Below are 15,878 nucleotides of genomic sequence, written 5' to 3' on the forward strand. Positions count from 1 at the left end.
CGACCGATGAACGTACTGCTCGTGGATGACGATTATTTCGTCGTGACCGCACTGGAGAAGAAGATCGACTGGGTCTCGCTGGACATCGCGGCGGTCCATACCGCCAATAATGTCGCTCAAGCGCGCGAGATACTGAAGAACCATGATATTCAGATTCTCATTTCCGATATCGAAATGCCGCAGGGCAGCGGCCTTGAGCTGCTGGCGTGGATTCGGGAGGAGCAATACAACGTGCAGGCCATCTTCCTGACCAACTATGCCGACTTTAATTATGCGCAGAAGGCGATCGAGCTAAGGAGCTTCGAGTATTTCCTCAAGCCGATCCAGTTCGATAAGCTGATGCTGATTATCCGCAAAGCCGTCGAGCGCGCGAAGGAGCAGCAGCAGAACGACCGCGCGATCCAGGAAGGTCGCTACTGGCAGCGAAATCAAGCGAAGATTCTGGAGCATTTCTGGCGAAAGCTCATCAGCGGCAGCGCTTCCTGCCCGATCAGGCCCGCGGAGATCGTCCATGCCGTCGATGAGCAGCATCTCGGCTACGCCTTGGGCGACACCGTGCAGCCCGTGCTGTTCAGCCTCTTTCCCCATGACGGCAGCATGGGACGGGACGAGAAGAACCTGTTCGATTTCGCGCTGTTGAACGTCTTATACGAGCTGTTCCGCGACGATGCGTTTACCGTCGAGACGGTCTTGGAGTATCGGATGCATCAGTGGATCGCCGTGCTGAAATGGAACCGGCCGCCCGATGCCGGGACGCTGGCGGAACTGTGCGCGTCGTTCATCGACCAGGCGAGCCGCTCGCTCAAGAGCGATGCCTGCTGCATCGTCGCCCTCTCCGGCAAGCTCGAAGGGGTTAGCCTCCACATCCGGCAGCTGCTGCAGCTGAACGAAGAGCTGGTCAAGCGCCGCGGCGGGATTTTCTTCGCGGAGCAGTATCGCCGTCCTTCCGAGGATCACTACGCACCGCCGGACCTTGCCCGCCTTGAAGAGCTGCTGGATCAAGGCCGGTCGGCCGAGTTTCTGGAGGAGACGACGCGGTATCTGGCCGATCGTTCGCAGCGACCGGAATTTACGACCTCCGTCCTCAGCTTGTTCCGGCTCGACATGATGCAGCTCGTCTATGCCTTCCTCAAGTCGAAGGGCATACAGGCGCATCAGCTCTATACCGGCAGAGCGAACGAACAGCTGCTGGCCCATTCGCTGCATTCCGTCGAAGATATGGAGGCCTATCTGCGGAGCTTGGTGAACACCGCCATGGAATACCGCATGTTCGCGGAGCAGCCCAAATCCGTCGCGGACGAAATCAAGCAGTACATCCATGCTCACTGCGGAGAAGATCTGACGCGCAACAGTCTCGCCGACGTCGTCTACCTTCATCCGGACTACTTGGCCCGCTTGTTCAAGAAGGAGACCGGCGTCTCGCTCGGCACCTACATCATTCAGGCGCGGATCGCCGCCGCCAAGCAGCAGCTCCGCACGACGGACCTGTCGGTCTTCTCCGTCGCCAAGAAGGTCGGCTACGCCAACTATTCGTATTTCGCGAAGGTGTTCAAGCAGGAGACCGGCGTGACGCCGAACGAATTCAAGCAGTCGAAGTAGCGCAGGGTTAAATTGGGGCTTGAACCGAGTCGTTATGCACCGTGCTTTCGCCGCCACTAGCAGCTCCTGCGCGCGGTGCGACGGCGTGACGGCTGTGGCCCTCATGCCCGATATAAAAAGGCTCCCCTCGGAGCAGCAGGCGTCGGAATTCGCCTGGCTGCCCGGAGGGGAGCCTTTTGTTTGCGGGAGAACGATCGGGTCGTTGTCTGAAAGGTGCTATCCCTTGATCGTAATCAGATCCGCGCTCTCGTCCCACGCTACCTGCGCGCCCAGCGACTCGCTGATGAACCGCAGCGGCAGATACGTCGTGCCGTTCTCGATGAAAGGCATCTGCTTCAGCGTAACCTTCGCATTGTTCAGCAGAAGCACGCCGGATTGGAAGTTCATCGTAATCGTCGTCGCGGGGCTGCCGGCAGGCTTGCCCGCGGGTCGCTTGATCGTCGCGATTTTCAAATTCATGTCCCAGGTCACCGCCGCGCCAAGCTTCTCGAATACGGAACGCAGCGGAATAAACGCTTGATCGCTGCGGATAATGGCGCCGTTCATCAAGGCAACGCGCTCGCCGTTCACGGTTACGGCGATGGCTTTCTGGACAGGCACCGGCGCTTCGTGCGAGAACTCGTAATCCCCATACCCCAGCTCCGCCTGCTTGTTGACGCCCCAGCCCCATAAGGAGCCATCGGACTTTTGCATGATCAGATGCCGCACGCCGGGTTCCAAGCGAACCATTCGGGCAGCTAGCTTTCGGAATACCGGACCGGATGGCATAGCCTCCCGATTGATCGACGTCTCGGATACCGTGCCGTCCTTGGTCAAGACGATAAGCGAACGCTCGACGAAGGAGGCGTCCTGCACGTTCTTCATCGTCGTTAAGGCAACTGGGGACGATTGCTCGTAAACGATGGTGCCGTCGCTAACGCCCGTCCGAGTTTCTCCCCAGAACCATATGCGTCCCAGCTTATCGATCGCCAGATTGGACTTTTCGTTCGTTACGATTCGGACGATATCGGCAAGCTGCCGTACCTTCGTCGCGATCAACCTCGGCGAAGCGCTCGCCGTGGACGTTCCCGAAGACTCGGGTGCCGACAGCTCCCATACCGAGCCGTCGTCCTTCAAGGCGAGATTGCCCGCGATATCGACGACGTGATCCATGCCCACGATGGCCTGTTGGCCCAACAGCACGTTATCCGTTGTCGGCGCGCTGCCCCATAGGAGGCCGTCCTTCTTCAGAAACAACAAATATCGCTTATACTGCGGTTTCTCGTAAAATCCGCTAACCTTCTTCACGTTAGCAATGCCGTCAACGACGGTCGTTCGATCCGGCAGCGTGAAGCCCGTATCCCGAGGGATGACCGCCACATCGCCGCTCTCTTGAACAGCAATCACATACTGCCCTTCATCATAAACGGACGACAGCTCCTGGACCCGCTGCACTTGATCAACGCGAAACCCGGTGGAAATCGGGAGCCAACTCCACACGCTTCCATCCTTTTTCATGACCAGATGACTCCCGAAGGAAGCCTGCACGTCGGATAATTCCTGAATCTGCGTCGGCACCGGGCGGTTGTCCCCCCACACCCAATACGTGCCGTCCGTGCGAATGAGCGAAGCGGAGTCGAAATCCGCGATCTTCGACGCCGATGCCGCCGCGGCAGGTTGTCCGGTTACGATGACGGTTGATGCGAGGAAACAGATCGCCATAACAAGTGAATAGATACGTTTTCTCATTTTAGGGTCGCTCCTTTGTTCCGTGATGGAAATGGGATGATGCTGCTTGTCAGCCATTGTTATGACGCATCGGTTATGGAAATAGTTGCAAGTTGCAGTTGTGCACCCAGGCACCTGCTCGCGTTAGCGCAAGGAGGCCGATCAAATAACTGCAAATCTGCACTTATTATGCGAGGACAACGGGCCCTACGAGTAAATAACTGCAAATGTGCAGCTATTACGGGCAATTTCACTCCAATATGGCTTTGCCAACCTAAATAAGTGCATTTTTGCAGTTATTTATTGATTGAAGGGGTAATGGCATAAATTAAATGCGTATTTGCATTTATTTTCTGCTGCCACCGTTTATCGAACCGAATCGTCCAGCGCGAACGCCAATGCAAGCCCCTTGCCGCTGCAACCGCTACCGGCGACGTTTGCGACATCGCCGCCGAGTTTGCGCCTGGTCAGTGTACGCAAACTTTGTACGCAAACCCCTGCATGACAAAACAGGCCGCCGATTCAATCGGCAGCCTAATCCATCCTGTTCCACGCAGCGGCGTATCCCGCTCCGCCCTAACGTTGCGCCTTCGTCATACTGCTTCTCCCCGTCTGCGAAGCACCGCGTACAGCACCGCGCAGCAGACCGAGCAGAGCAACGCCATGCTGGCGATGAAGACGTACCCGGCCTGCAGGCCGATGAGCTGCCCTGGCGCAGAGCCACCTTCGCTCTCGTCGAACATGCCGCGGACGAATTCGATGATATATCCGATGAAGAGATTGCCCAGCACGCTGGCGATGCCCATCAGCGTCACGGTGAACGTGATGGCGGTATCCGTCCCGCGCGGGTAGCGCTTCGCGACCATCGCCATGACGGTCGGATAGATCGGCGCGATGCCGGCGCCGGCTATCGCGAACAGGATCGCGCCCGACTCGCCGATCAGCACCGCCGCCAGGCTGCACAGCCCCGAGAAAGCGGCGAAGATCATGACCGACAGCGTGTACCCGATCCGGTCCGTCACGGGGCCGAGGAACAGCCGCGCCAAGGTGAAGAAGAGGAAGAAGACGGACAGCATGCCGGACGCATCGCCCATGCTCCAGCCGTACGCTTTTTCCAGAAAATTGACCAGCCAGCTGCCCACCGCAAGCTCCGAGATGACGCCGAACGACAAGATCGCGACGATCAGCCAGGCGATCGGATCGCGCAGCAGCGTGCGGTACGAAGCCTGTGCCTCCGACGCCTGCAGCTCCTCCTCCGGAAACTTGCCCCACAGCGAAGGCAGAATCGGCAGCACGGCGAGCGACAGCATGATCAGGTACATGCCGCGCCAGCCCAATTCGCCTCCGCCCGGTGCATGCCATCCCATCATGGAGGCGGCGATGAGCGGCGCGACGATGGAGCTGAGTCCATAGAAGAAATGCGCCACGTTCATCATCGTCCCCGTGTTGCGGGTGAAGATGCGCGCGGCCATGATGGCAAGCCCGATCTCCAGCATGCCGTTGCCGATGTACATCAGAAAATAAGAGGCCGACAGCGCTCCGTAACCGGAAGCGACATGCATCAGAACACCCGAGATCGCCATCGACCCGAACGCCGCGATTCCCGTCCACTTAATGCCGATTCGTCTGGACAGAGCGGACGTGAACGAGCAGGCGACGAGGTATCCGAGTGAATTAAGCGCCAGCAGCAGGCCGAGCTGCCCCTCGTCCAGATGGAAGTCCGCCTGCATGCGCGGGATGGCCGGCCCTTTGATATTTTCGGAGAAGCCGAAGACCAGGAACCCGCCAAAGACGACGAGCAGCAGGAGCATGTCGTTCAGTGAAAGTTTAATTTTGCGCATCGTTAGCCCCGTTAAAATGAATTTGGGCCCCCGGACCGTTCCGGGAGCCCTCTTCATATTCCATTCCTAGGCGGATTTTGTCAATCCAAGTTATTCGAATGTGATCCGCTTCGCGAGCTCGACGACCATTCGCGCCTCGTTCGCGCTGCGAAGCCGCTGCCCGAAGGCGGTCAGGTTCGCGAATGAAACATCCTCGATGAGATGGGCCTCGTCGAAGCCGCGGATGATCGAGACCGGGAAAGGTCCGTCTACGATATGAATGTTGCTGAATCGGATATCGCGGACGAAGCCCCGCTCGGCATCCCTGGAATACTTGGAATGCAGCACCTTGATATCGACCAGCTTCTCTTGCGAATCTTCGATCCGAATATTGTCGTACCGCACGTTCCGGACGATGGCCCGGTCTCCGTTATGGATCGTGAACGTGCCGCCGGACTGCCAGCCTTCGAATTCGCTGCGGATGATGTCGCAGTCCTCGAAGACGATATTCTCGATCGTCTCGCACCGGGTTTCGTAGCCGATCTCGATGGCGTTGCCCCATGCGGCGTTCCACAAGACGCAGCCCGATACCCGTACGTTCCGCACGTCCTTGCAGCCAGCCGGATGCTGATAATCGACGGCCTTGACCGCAATGCAGTCATCGTTAGCCCGGATGAAGCAGCCGTCGATCGTCACATCCTCGCTGCCGACGATGTCGATGCCGTCGCCGGTGCCCTCGAACGTAATGATGTTAAGGCCGTTAATCGATACGTCCCGGCAGGCGATCGGAATCACATGCCAGCTGTCGCCATCCAGTATTGTAATGCCCTCCAGCGTAACATGCTGGCAGGCAATGAGCTTAATCATGTTGCGCCGAGCATCCTCCGAGGTTCTTGTGCCTCTCCATCCGGAGCCGTCAAGAATGCCTCTTCCGCGAACCGTAATGCCGGATGCGCCTTCGGCAGCGATCGTACCTCGGACGACCGCGCCCTCCTCGATGTACACGGACTCGTTCGAGCGAAGGACGATTTCACCGGCATCATGCACGTGCCCGCCGGCAAAATATCGAACGAGCGGGTCGTTCGCGTCCGGCTTGTCCGATTCCTCGGTCTGCACGAAGAGCATCAGCGGCCGCTTCGTATTGCCGTCCAACTCTACGCTCAGCCTTTGGCCGGCACGGACGTCGAACCGGAGCTTACCGCCGGACGATACAGGCGCGATGGCCGCACTCAGCGGACGAACGACCGCGCTGTTGAACGAGGCGGCCGCTTCCACTTCGATGCTCAGCTCCGCGCTGCCTGCCGGGCAGACGATAATCGCGAAGCTGGTTCCCTCGCTGCTATGAACGAGCGTTTCGTTGCCGCCGGCATAGACCCGGTAGTCGGACGAACGCTTCCAGTCCTTCGCATGCAACATCTTTGGATTAGGATGGTTATCTAGGTTCGACATTCGCGTTCACTTCTTTCTTGGCGTATCTGTTCCGATTCAGAGAGGCAAAGCTTCGTCGTACCGAATCGGCAGGATGCCGAGCTTCTCGCAGCAGGCGAGCACGTCCGAGTGCGTAAAGAGCAGGCGCTCGTGGATCCGGTCCGCCACGACCCGATCGGACGGATAGTCCGGCGAGCCCAGCCGCCGCATCTCCGCATCGTCATAGCCCGGATGGCCGAGGATCAGATATTGGCCGGGCTTGGCATTTTCGAGCTGCAAGATGAGCGCTGCCACAGGATCGCGCAGCTGCAGCGATTCACTGTCCACTTCTGCCGGTTGGGGCAGCGGCTGGCTGTACCGTTTGTAATTGCGAATCCCTTCGCGCTCGCACCAGCGGTCGAACGGCTCCTCGATCTGCGGCATTGCCCATTCGAACGCCATATGCGTGTCCGCGTAGCCGATCTCGAAGCCCAGGCTTCTGACCCGATCCAGCTGCGCCTGCAGCTCTGTCAGCACTTCCTCTACAGAAGGCGGGTGGTGCAGGAACGCCTGCGGCGTCGGCTTGAAGAAGCCGCTGCCCGGTACCACAAGCGAAGGAGCGGTACTCGCCAGGGATAGTGGCCCCCAGCGGACGTCGCTCCATTCCGCGTTCAAGGTCGCATGGATGCCGAAGCAGACGTCTTTCCTCCCGGCCAGCAATTCCGCCGCGTGCGCGATACTCGGCCCGACGGCCATCAGCGAGACATTGCGGACAATGCCATGCTCGATCGTTTCCAGAATGGCGCGGTCCGCGGTCCGGGCGCTGCCGGCATCGTCGGCTCTCGTGATCAGCCGTATGTTATCGTGCGTTGGATTCATCATCGGGATCCTCCCTATAGGTACATCGGTATATTGATATTGGAATGGGGCCGTCGATCCGTCGTCGTCCAAGCCCCTCCCCATTATACGGCGGCCATTTCGCCGAAAGGGAGAGAAAGCTGTCCGATACGGGGGGATTCCCGTCCACAACTTCCGAACGGCATGGCCGCATTCGAAAGTGCGCATAAAACAACCCTTGACGTCGTAATCGACGAGCGATATGCTCAAATCGATTTTGACGATTACCGGTTATGCATTCGAGAGGAGCTGCAAGCATGCCCCATTATTCATGCCGTAAAATCAACACCGATCTGCAAATCGACGGAAATCTAAACAAACCGGAATGGCAGCTGGCCGAGCAGGTGCAGCTGGCGGATGCCGCGACGGGGAAATCCCCGATTCAAAGCACCGGAGCGAGGCTGCTTTGGAACGAGCGCTATCTCTATGTGGCCTTCGAATGTCAGGACGACTACATTCACGCGACGATGCAGGGCTTCAACGATAAACTGTACGAGGAAGAGGTCGTCGAGATCTTCATCGACGATGACGGCGATCTCCGCACCTATATCGAGATCGAGCTGAATCCGCTGAACGCGTGCCTCCACTATTCGGTTCACAATACGCTCGATGGCCGAATCCTGACGTACGCCAGAACGGAAATGAATCTCGTTACGGCCGTGCGTCACGATTCGGAACGCCCAGGCTGGACGGCGGAGATGGCTATCCCGTTCACCGAGTTCGTCACCGCGCAGCACTGCCCGCCTCTCCCAGGGGACGAATGGCGGGTCAATCTGTACCGCATCGACCGGCCGCGCGACGGCTCGATCGAGTTCTCCGCTTGGTCGCCGCCCGGCGAGCTTCAATTCCATAAGCCGCTGTCGTTTGGCGGGCTGCGGTTTACGGAAGAGTAGGAGCGTACGGCAACCATGCTGCGATTTAGGGTCGATTAACGCCATGAATCGAAAGAGGACCGGAATCGCAAAAAAGGCTTCCGAGCTTATTTGCTCGGAAGCCTTTTTTCTATTCTATTCAAACCATGTTGAGCGGCAGTACGTCAACTGGCATGTGACTGGCAGGCGATTAACCATTTAGCTGGAGCCATATAGCCGCAGACATCCACCCGCTCCCTGCTTAAGCCTTAGCCAAATATGCCGCAACCTCCGCCAATCGCGAAGCATAACCCCATTCGTTGTCATACCACGCCGCGATGGACAGAAGTCCGCCCTGCACTTGGGTAAGCGGCAGGTCGATGATGGAGGAGTGCGAATCGCCGACGATTCGGGAAGAAGCCCACTCGCCTTCGAGGACATCCAGCACGCCCTTCAGTTCGCCTTCCTTGGCGGCCGCACGGAACATATCATTAATCTCCTGCACCGAGGTCGGCTTCTCCGTAATGAGATTCAGCTCGGCGATGCTGCCGGTGCGCGTCGGGATGCGGTACGCTCTGCCCGTAATCTGCAGGTCGTTCCAGATAAACTTCAGCGCCTTCGCCGCGCCCGACGAGGAAGGAATAATATTCTCCGCGGCTGCCCACGAATCTCGACGGTCTCTCATCGGTTGGTCCGTCAGCGACTGCGTGTTGGTATACGAATGGATCGTGGAGAACAGGCCGTACTGGATGCCGAAATTCTCCCTGACCAGCTTGACGACCGGCGCCAGCGCATTGGTGGTGCAGCTTGCCATGCTGATAATCCGGTGTTTCTCGGGGTCGAAGCTGTCCAGGTTAATGCCTTTCAACAGCACGGCATCGCAATCGTCCAGCGACTTGCTCGGTCCGCTGACCAGCACGCGTTTGGCGCCCTTGTCGAGATGAACCTGAGCGACGGCGCGGGTAACCGCTCTGCCCGTGCAATCGATGACGAGCTCTACGCCGAGCGCTCCCCAGTCCGGTACTTCATTCGACGAGTTGATGTAGCGAATCTCGCGTCCGCCGATCACCATCGCGCCTTCCCGCGAAGCAACGTCCTCATGCCAGCGCTTATAGTTGGTATCCACTTCGAACAATGCGGCCAATGTGCCCTCGTCCTTAATGTCCGAAATGGAATAAGGTACGAACAGCTCCTCCTGCAAAGCGACGCGCAGCAGCTGCCTGCCGATGCGTCCGAATCCGAAAATCGCAATATTTCCCATACTCTCAGCCTCCTAAGCAAATGAAGTGACGACGGGGATAGTGTACGCCACTTTAGGAGGCAAGTCCACCTGAGTTTCCCAGTTATATCCAATTATAGGACGTAAAATTTACGTAAACGTTACCAATGGTTTCCGAACGACAAGATTAGCGAACGTCGCCGATCCGAACTGGGCGAACAATCGCAGGTGGCCGCTCTCCCCTTCAATTCTGGAGATGAGCGTCCGATTGCCTCCCACGCATAGGTCGATCCAGCCGTTCTTGACGACCGCCTCGACAGAAAAGGTCTCCGTCAAACCCGACACCTGATAAATGGACGACGATTCGTCCTCCTGCAGCGAGCGCGCGTGCATGCGATGGATGCCGGCCTTGCGGGCCGACGGCTCGAACCGGATATCATAGCCTTCCGCGAAGCTGTCCGAGCCCGAGACGGAGAAGCCGACGAACATATTCGGATAATGCGGCGTAACGTCGAAGGTCAGCACGTAATCGGGGCCGAACTCACCGACGCCGCGCGAGACGAAGCCGTTAAAATCGTCCAGCGTCACGGCATCGATCGATCGGGCCGGACCGGACGCTTCTCTCAGCTCCGGCACGAACGCAAGCCCGAGCGTTCCGTCCGCATGCTGCACCAGCTCGCGGAATACGAGTTCCCCGGCGTATACGTCAGGCGACGACAGAAAGCCCGCCGCGATCCGTCTGCCCTCCGGAAACGGCGCCGTCTTCGGCACGCGCCACTGCACGCAGTCGATTACGTCCATCTCCGGCCGCAGCCAAGGTCCTTCCATCGTGCGGGCATAGCGGTAACGAGCCAGCCCGTCATTGCTGAACAGGAGATAATACCAGCCGTTCCATTCGAAGCAATCCGAACATTCCGGCTCGTCGTGATAGCCGGGAACGATGAACGGCCCCGCCTCCTCCCAATCGGTCAGGTTAACCGATACGAGGTGCACGAGGCAGCCCTTCGGCTTCACGGGATCCGCGAGGCTCGTCGTGACGAGCATGTGGTAGCTGCCCTGAGAATCTTGAAAAACATGCGGATCCCGAACGGATGCGAGCGTATAGCGATCCGGCAGCTTAATGTCGGCTTCGGTCTTCTCGAACCGAATGCCGTCTTCGCTCACCGCATAGGTGAGGCGGGCCGGAGAACCGTCGACCGCACGTACGGCGTAGAATGCGTAATAGATGCCGTCCTTCAGGAAGACGGAGCCGGTGCAGATCGAGCCTTCTCCCGCATCCGTAATGCCGACCGCGATGGGATGATGCTCCCATGTTTGGAAATCCTTCGTCGCGATCTGCGCCCATTGATGCGCCCCAAGCCCCCATTTGCTGGCATGCCCGCGGCGGTCGTAGAGATAATAGAGCCGGAACGTCGTTCCGTCGAAGTACGGCATGCAGTCGCCGACGCCCGTATTGAAGCCGCGCGGCCGCCAATATTGTACGGTAGCCGGTTCTTCGCCCAGGTATCGGTCCAGCAGTTCCGCCCTGCCTTCTTCCGGCTCGACCGCTTCCTTCCAGAGGGCGACGCCGGCGGCTCCGTGAACATGCACGGAAGCTCCCTCCATATCGACCGCACCCATCGGCCAATCCTCGTCGACGAGGATGCCGTCCACGTATAAACGCACCGCATAGCCCGCATATTGCAGCAACACCCGATGCTCGCCGTCACCGAGGCGCGACCACGGAATGGATAGCAAGAGCGGTCGTTCCCTGGCGTCCGTATAGATCTCCGCCGTCAGGGACAGCGCTTTCATAGGAGCTGCGGGTCCGACGTAAATACGTACGCCGGGAGCAATCGCCGACGATGAGATGACGACCAGATCGCCTTCCGGCGCACCGGCGATTTCGAGCGCGACCGAGAATTGCCGCTCCCGCCCCCAGTCCAGCTTCACGGCCGATTCGCCTTTCCCGATGATAAACGCTGGCGTCGTTTGCGATTGTCGGCTCATTTGCGATGATTGGCTAGTTTGCGATTGTTGGCTCATGCCTGCGACACTCCGTTCTTCTTCGATAGTTGGTCCAGCAGCGGGAACAGATCCCGGTTGCGCACATAAAGCTGCTTATAGACGGCATAAAGCTCCGCATAGATCGCGCGGTTCTCCGGAATCGGCTTCACCGGCGTTTTCTGAATACGGACAACAGCCTGACAGGCTTCGTCTACATCGGCGTACATACCAATCCCGACCCCTGCCATGATAGCGGCTCCGACGCAGGCTTGTTCCTTCATCGTGCTCGTGTATACGTCGGCTTCCAGCACGTCGGCGAGGATCTGCTTCCACAGTCCGCTCTTCGCTCCCCCGCCGGACAGAATCAGCTTATCCGCGCGGACGCCCAGCGATTTGAATATCTCCAGGCTATCTCGCATCGAGAAGCCGACACCCTCCAGGATGGCGCGGACGAGATGGCCGGTTCCATGCTGCAGCGTCAAGCCGAAGAACATCCCCTTGGCATGCGGGTCCATATGCGGCGTCCGATCCCCGGCCAAGTAAGGCAGGAAGAGCAGGCTGCCGCTTCCGGCCGGAACGCGCGCCGCAAGCTCGTCGAGCGCGGCATAATCGGTTCGGTTCAGCACTTGCGCAGCAAGCCATTTCAGCGACAGTCCCGCGCTCATCGAGGCGCCGAGCAAATACCATTTATCCGGCACCGCATGGACGTACGTATGGGTTCGCAGCCGCTCGTCGTACACGGGACGATTCACCGGCGTGAAGAGTTGGCCTCCGGTTCCGATCGTGCAGGAAACGGTTCCTTCGTCGACGATCCCATTCCCGACGGCCTGCATCGCTTGGTCGGCCCCGCCGAAGACGACCGGAGTGCCCGGCTTCAAGCCCGTCCTCAGTCCGGCCTCGAGCGTAACGGCGCCGCATAATTGCCATGGCTCGCCGGCAGCCGGGAATAGCCCGGAATCGATGCCGATTTTCTCCAGCAGCGCAGAGGACCAAGCCTTGTCTTCCACGCTGTAGGCAGAGGTGCTTGACGCATCGGTCGTGTCGACGCCGAGCTGCCCCGTCATCCGGTAACGAACATAATCCTTCGGCAGCACGACGGTGCCGATCTTGCGATACGTATCCGGCTCATGGTCTCTGAGCCACATGAGCGACAGCAGCTGAAAGCCGGTTGCGGCCGGGTTTTGAATCAGGCTGCCCAGTTCTTGCGGCGTAAGGACTTCCTCCAATGCCCGCTTCTGCGCGATGGAGCGCTGGTCGCACCAAATAATCGCCGGCCTGACCGGCCGGCCGTTCGCATCCAACGCGACGAGCCCGTGCATCTGACCCGAGAAGCCGACGCCGGCTATGTCGTCGGGATCGATTCCCGCTTCGCGGATCGCATTCACGGACGTTCGGCAGACGAGCTCCCACCAAGTATCCGGATCTTGTTCCGCATAGCCGGGGTGCGGGATGCTGATCTCATAATCCAGCTGCGAGAATCCGAGCATGCGTCCTGCTTCGTCCATCAGCATCGTCTTAATGCTCGAGGTACCGATATCGATTCCCATGAGTACCGCCATTCGGACAGCTCCTCTCATCTCCCGAGTCAAACATTTCCTATATGCATCACTACTATAAATGCATTAATTGATTCAATCAAGTATTAACGCAAAAAAAAAGCCCGTCTCCTCCTGCTGCATTAACGCAGAAGGATGGACGGCCTTTCAAGCAGTTGATCGATCGCGATCGTCGCGGCTCCGACAAGTATATCATCGTTTGCCAAGGATGCCAGTTCAATCGTCAAGCGGCTGGATACAACGGGCAGCACATGCTCGCGAATGACGGATGTGACCGTATCCAGTAGCAGTCCTCCCGCGGATGCGAATTCGTCGCCAATGATAATCCGGTCCGGATCGAATGTATTCACGATATTAACGAGCCCGAAGCCAAGGAACCAGGATGCCCGGCGTACCGCTTCTTCCGTCACGGGATCATGCTTGCGCAGCTCCTGCCAGACGGTCTCCAGCGCGGACGGATCCTTGTCCAGCTTCTTCAGCAGCGCCGTCGTCGAGCAGTACAGCTCGAGGCAGCCGCGATGCCCGCACTCGCAGAGCGGCCCGTTGTAATCGATGCTCATATGCCCGATTTCGCCCGCCATGCCGAGTGCACCGCGAAATAGCTTGCCATCCGCGACGATACCTGCGCCTACCCCCTGCCCCGCGGCCACGTACACCGTCACGCCGTGGTCCCGATGGGGCTCGCTGAACCACCAATGCGCCAACGCCCCTGCTTTCGCATCATGCTCGATATAGATGGGCAGGTTGAATTGCCGCGCCAGCTCGTCCTGCAGATTGATCTTCTCCCAGCCGGGGAACTCCGTCATCAGTGCGATCCGGCCTTCGCTGCGGAAGAGCGGGCCAGGCGTCGCGATGCCGATCGCCTTCACGGTCCCCTCGTACGGCTGGATCGTCTCCGCGATCAATTCTTTCATCTTCGCGAAGGCCGCTTCCGAGCCCTCTCGATTTCGGATCGGAATTTGCTTGCTGGCATACGCTTTGCCGCTCAGATCATAGAGAGCCACCGTAATAAACCTGCGCGCCAGTCGGATGCCCACGACCTTATACGGCTCGCAGTTCAGCTTGATGCCGATGGAGCGTCTGCCCTTCTTGCCGTCGATGATGCCCGTCTCCTCGACAATGCCCCACTGTATAAGCTCGCTGACGATATTCGTAATCGTCGATTGGTTCAGCCCGGATTCCCGCGTCAATTCCGCTCGCGAACAAACCTCCCGCTTTCTCATAAGGCGGATGATCAGCGAGCGGTTCATTTCCATGACGTCTTCCAAATTCTTGCCTTTCTTGCTCGTCGCTGCTTCCACGGACTATTCCTGCCGATCTGAATATATTGATTAAATCCATTAATAGATATACAGATCATAGTAGATCAGGCCTAGAAAAGCAATGAATGGCGGCGCGGTACCCCTAACGAATAGAAAACCCCGCTCTCGATGACACTCGGAGAGCGGGGTTCTCTAGAAACGAACGTTAGCCGATTACGTTCGATATGACTTCGATATTGCCTTTCGTTGCTCTCGCATACGGACAAACTTCATGGGCCTCGTCGACGATTTCCTGAGCCACGCCGATATCCACGCCTTTGACCGTAATGTCGAATTGAACGGCAAGCACGAAGCCGTCGTTCGCATCCTTGCCGAGCGAAACGCTGGAATCGATCGAAATGCCTTCCGTTTTAATTCCTTTTTTCCTAATCACGGTTCCCATTGCGCCTTCGAAGCATGCTGCGAACCCAGCAGCGAACAGCTGCTCCGGATTGACTCCGGTACCCGGGCCGCCCAGCTCCTTCGGATATCTCAAGTCAATGTCGAGATTCCCGTCGCTCGATACTGCTTTGCCTTCTCTTCCGCCTACAACATTCACATTCGCCGTGTACAATTTCTTTTCCATTGCGATCATCGAATCATCTCCTTTTGACCGATTTATTATTGACGGCCGAGTCGCGGCTTATCCAACTCTCTTCATTATCGTGACGTTAATGGGGTGAAAAAATAGAAAGAGATTCAGATCTATCCTGAATGCTCTATCTATTAAGAAGCAAGGCCTCCCCAAGCGGTACTGCCCTGCCGCTTCCGACTATCGGTTCACCCAATCCAGCGCCGCGCGCGGGTCGTCGCAGGTCATCAGCGTGGCCCCGCTCGCCGCCGCGTAAGCGACTTGTTCCGTGGTGTCCGGGCAATAACACCAGACTTGCAGGCCCTTGGCCTGAAACTCGCGCACCTTGTCCGCGCTCAAGTTAGCCATCGGGAAAGCGACGGCCCACATTTTAGAATAGGTGCCCTGCGACTCGTCCGGATCGAAATGCGTCATCGCCTTCCCCTCGAAGCCCTGCGTCTTCGCCCCGTGCGCGTCATGGAGGTAAGCCACGATCTCGGCGTCGAAACAAGTGAATACGCAGCGGGGAAGATAGCCGAACCGATCCAGCATGGCAATCGCGCGGTCCGCCGTCTCTCTGGCGCGGGGATCCGACTTGATCTCCACGTTCAGCAGCACGTCCGGGTAGGCTGCCAGCAGCTCGCAAAGCTGCTCCAAGCTCGGAATCCGCAGCCCCCGGAACGCCGGTCCGAACCAGCCGCCGGCATCCAAGCGCCCGAGCTCTTCGAACGTATAATCAGCGACCGGGCCTTGGCCGTCCGTCGTGCGGTCTACCGTTCCATCGTGCAGGACGACGATCTCGCCGTCCTTCGTCATGCGAAGGTCGAACTCCAGCATGTGAACGCCGAGCCCCAGCGCTTCGCTGAAAGCCAGCAGCGTATTCTCGGGATACGCCGCCTTGAAGCCGCGGTGCCCCGCAACGATCATTCTATTTGCCGCTTCGGAAATCGTAATCCCCATGTGC

The 15,878-nt window shown here is 58.4% G+C and carries 12 protein-coding genes; 2 read left to right on the top strand and 10 right to left on the bottom strand.

What is annotated here, in order from left to right; all coding sequences use genetic code 11:
- Positions 1-6 precede the first annotated feature (6 nt).
- Positions 7-1,599: a response regulator gene (locus tag AC0YNU_RS29715; protein WP_475763123.1), complete on the top strand. Its 1,593-nt coding sequence runs from the start codon at positions 7-9 to the stop codon at positions 1,597-1,599.
- Between the two features lie 216 nt (positions 1,600-1,815).
- Here AC0YNU_RS29715 and AC0YNU_RS29720 read toward each other — a convergent pair whose 3' ends face one another.
- The 4 genes from AC0YNU_RS29720 to AC0YNU_RS29735 form a co-directional block, all read right to left on the bottom strand.
- The gene (locus AC0YNU_RS29720; protein WP_475763125.1) at positions 1,816-3,327 is read right to left on the bottom strand and encodes a stalk domain-containing protein; all 1,512 of its coding nucleotides are present in this window, start codon (positions 3,325-3,327) and stop codon (positions 1,816-1,818) included.
- A gap of 572 nt (positions 3,328-3,899) precedes the next feature.
- Positions 3,900-5,147 carry an MFS transporter gene (locus AC0YNU_RS29725; RefSeq protein ID WP_475763127.1) on the bottom strand — a complete coding sequence of 416 codons (1,248 nt, stop codon included), beginning with the start codon at positions 5,145-5,147 and terminating at the stop codon, positions 3,900-3,902.
- Positions 5,148-5,237: 90 nt separating this feature from the next.
- Complete coding sequence (locus AC0YNU_RS29730) at positions 5,238-6,575, bottom strand: glycosyl hydrolase family 28 protein (RefSeq protein WP_475763129.1); 1,338 nt, start codon at positions 6,573-6,575, stop codon at positions 5,238-5,240.
- Positions 6,576-6,611: 36 nt separating this feature from the next.
- Positions 6,612-7,415 carry a ChbG/HpnK family deacetylase gene (locus tag AC0YNU_RS29735; protein WP_475763131.1) on the bottom strand — a complete coding sequence of 268 codons (804 nt, stop codon included), beginning with the start codon at positions 7,413-7,415 and terminating at the stop codon, positions 6,612-6,614.
- A gap of 272 nt (positions 7,416-7,687) precedes the next feature.
- Between AC0YNU_RS29735 and AC0YNU_RS29740 the strand changes: the two genes are divergently transcribed.
- A complete protein-coding gene (locus AC0YNU_RS29740) occupies positions 7,688-8,323 on the top strand; it encodes a carbohydrate-binding family 9-like protein (protein ID WP_475763133.1) in 636 nt (211 codons plus the stop codon).
- Between the two features lie 220 nt (positions 8,324-8,543).
- Here AC0YNU_RS29740 and AC0YNU_RS29745 read toward each other — a convergent pair whose 3' ends face one another.
- The 6 genes from AC0YNU_RS29745 to AC0YNU_RS29770 form a co-directional block, all read right to left on the bottom strand.
- On the bottom strand, positions 8,544-9,542 hold the full coding sequence (locus tag AC0YNU_RS29745) for a type I glyceraldehyde-3-phosphate dehydrogenase (protein ID WP_475763135.1): 999 nt from the start codon (positions 9,540-9,542) through the stop codon (positions 8,544-8,546).
- Positions 9,543-9,650: 108 nt separating this feature from the next.
- Positions 9,651-11,525, bottom strand: a complete 1,875-nt coding sequence (locus AC0YNU_RS29750; RefSeq protein ID WP_475763137.1) for a glycosyl hydrolase — start codon at positions 11,523-11,525, stop codon at positions 9,651-9,653.
- Positions 11,522-13,045, bottom strand: a complete 1,524-nt coding sequence (gene xylB, locus AC0YNU_RS29755; RefSeq protein WP_475763139.1) for a xylulokinase — start codon at positions 13,043-13,045, stop codon at positions 11,522-11,524. Before xylB ends, AC0YNU_RS29750 begins: the two co-directional genes overlap by 4 nt.
- Positions 13,046-13,164: 119 nt before the next feature.
- On the bottom strand, positions 13,165-14,343 hold the full coding sequence (locus tag AC0YNU_RS29760; protein ID WP_475763141.1) for an ROK family protein: 1,179 nt from the start codon (positions 14,341-14,343) through the stop codon (positions 13,165-13,167).
- Positions 14,344-14,509: 166 nt separating this feature from the next.
- Positions 14,510-14,938, bottom strand: a complete 429-nt coding sequence (locus AC0YNU_RS29765) for an organic hydroperoxide resistance protein (RefSeq protein WP_475763143.1) — start codon at positions 14,936-14,938, stop codon at positions 14,510-14,512.
- 177 nt (positions 14,939-15,115) lie between these two features.
- Positions 15,116-15,874 carry a glycerophosphodiester phosphodiesterase family protein gene (locus AC0YNU_RS29770; RefSeq protein WP_475763145.1) on the bottom strand — a complete coding sequence of 253 codons (759 nt, stop codon included), beginning with the start codon at positions 15,872-15,874 and terminating at the stop codon, positions 15,116-15,118.
- Between the last annotated feature and the right edge of the window lie 4 nt (positions 15,875-15,878).

Source organism: Paenibacillus sp. J31P316 (assembly GCF_056269105.1).

Coding starts and splice junctions, on each gene's coding strand:
- AC0YNU_RS29715 (WP_475763123.1), top strand. CDS start 7: ATGAACGTACTGCTCGTGGATGACGATTATTTCGTCGTGACCGCACTG.
- AC0YNU_RS29720 (WP_475763125.1), bottom strand. CDS start 3,327: ATGAGAAAACGTATCTATTCACTTGTTATGGCGATCTGTTTCCTCGCA.
- AC0YNU_RS29725 (WP_475763127.1), bottom strand. CDS start 5,147: ATGCGCAAAATTAAACTTTCACTGAACGACATGCTCCTGCTGCTCGTC.
- AC0YNU_RS29730 (WP_475763129.1), bottom strand. CDS start 6,575: ATGTCGAACCTAGATAACCATCCTAATCCAAAGATGTTGCATGCGAAG.
- AC0YNU_RS29735 (WP_475763131.1), bottom strand. CDS start 7,415: ATGATGAATCCAACGCACGATAACATACGGCTGATCACGAGAGCCGAC.
- AC0YNU_RS29740 (WP_475763133.1), top strand. CDS start 7,688: ATGCCCCATTATTCATGCCGTAAAATCAACACCGATCTGCAAATCGAC.
- AC0YNU_RS29745 (WP_475763135.1), bottom strand. CDS start 9,542: ATGGGAAATATTGCGATTTTCGGATTCGGACGCATCGGCAGGCAGCTG.
- AC0YNU_RS29750 (WP_475763137.1), bottom strand. CDS start 11,525: ATGAGCCAACAATCGCAAACTAGCCAATCATCGCAAATGAGCCGACAA.
- xylB (WP_475763139.1), bottom strand. CDS start 13,045: ATGGCGGTACTCATGGGAATCGATATCGGTACCTCGAGCATTAAGACG.
- AC0YNU_RS29765 (WP_475763143.1), bottom strand. CDS start 14,938: ATGATCGCAATGGAAAAGAAATTGTACACGGCGAATGTGAATGTTGTA.
- AC0YNU_RS29770 (WP_475763145.1), bottom strand. CDS start 15,874: ATGGGGATTACGATTTCCGAAGCGGCAAATAGAATGATCGTTGCGGGG.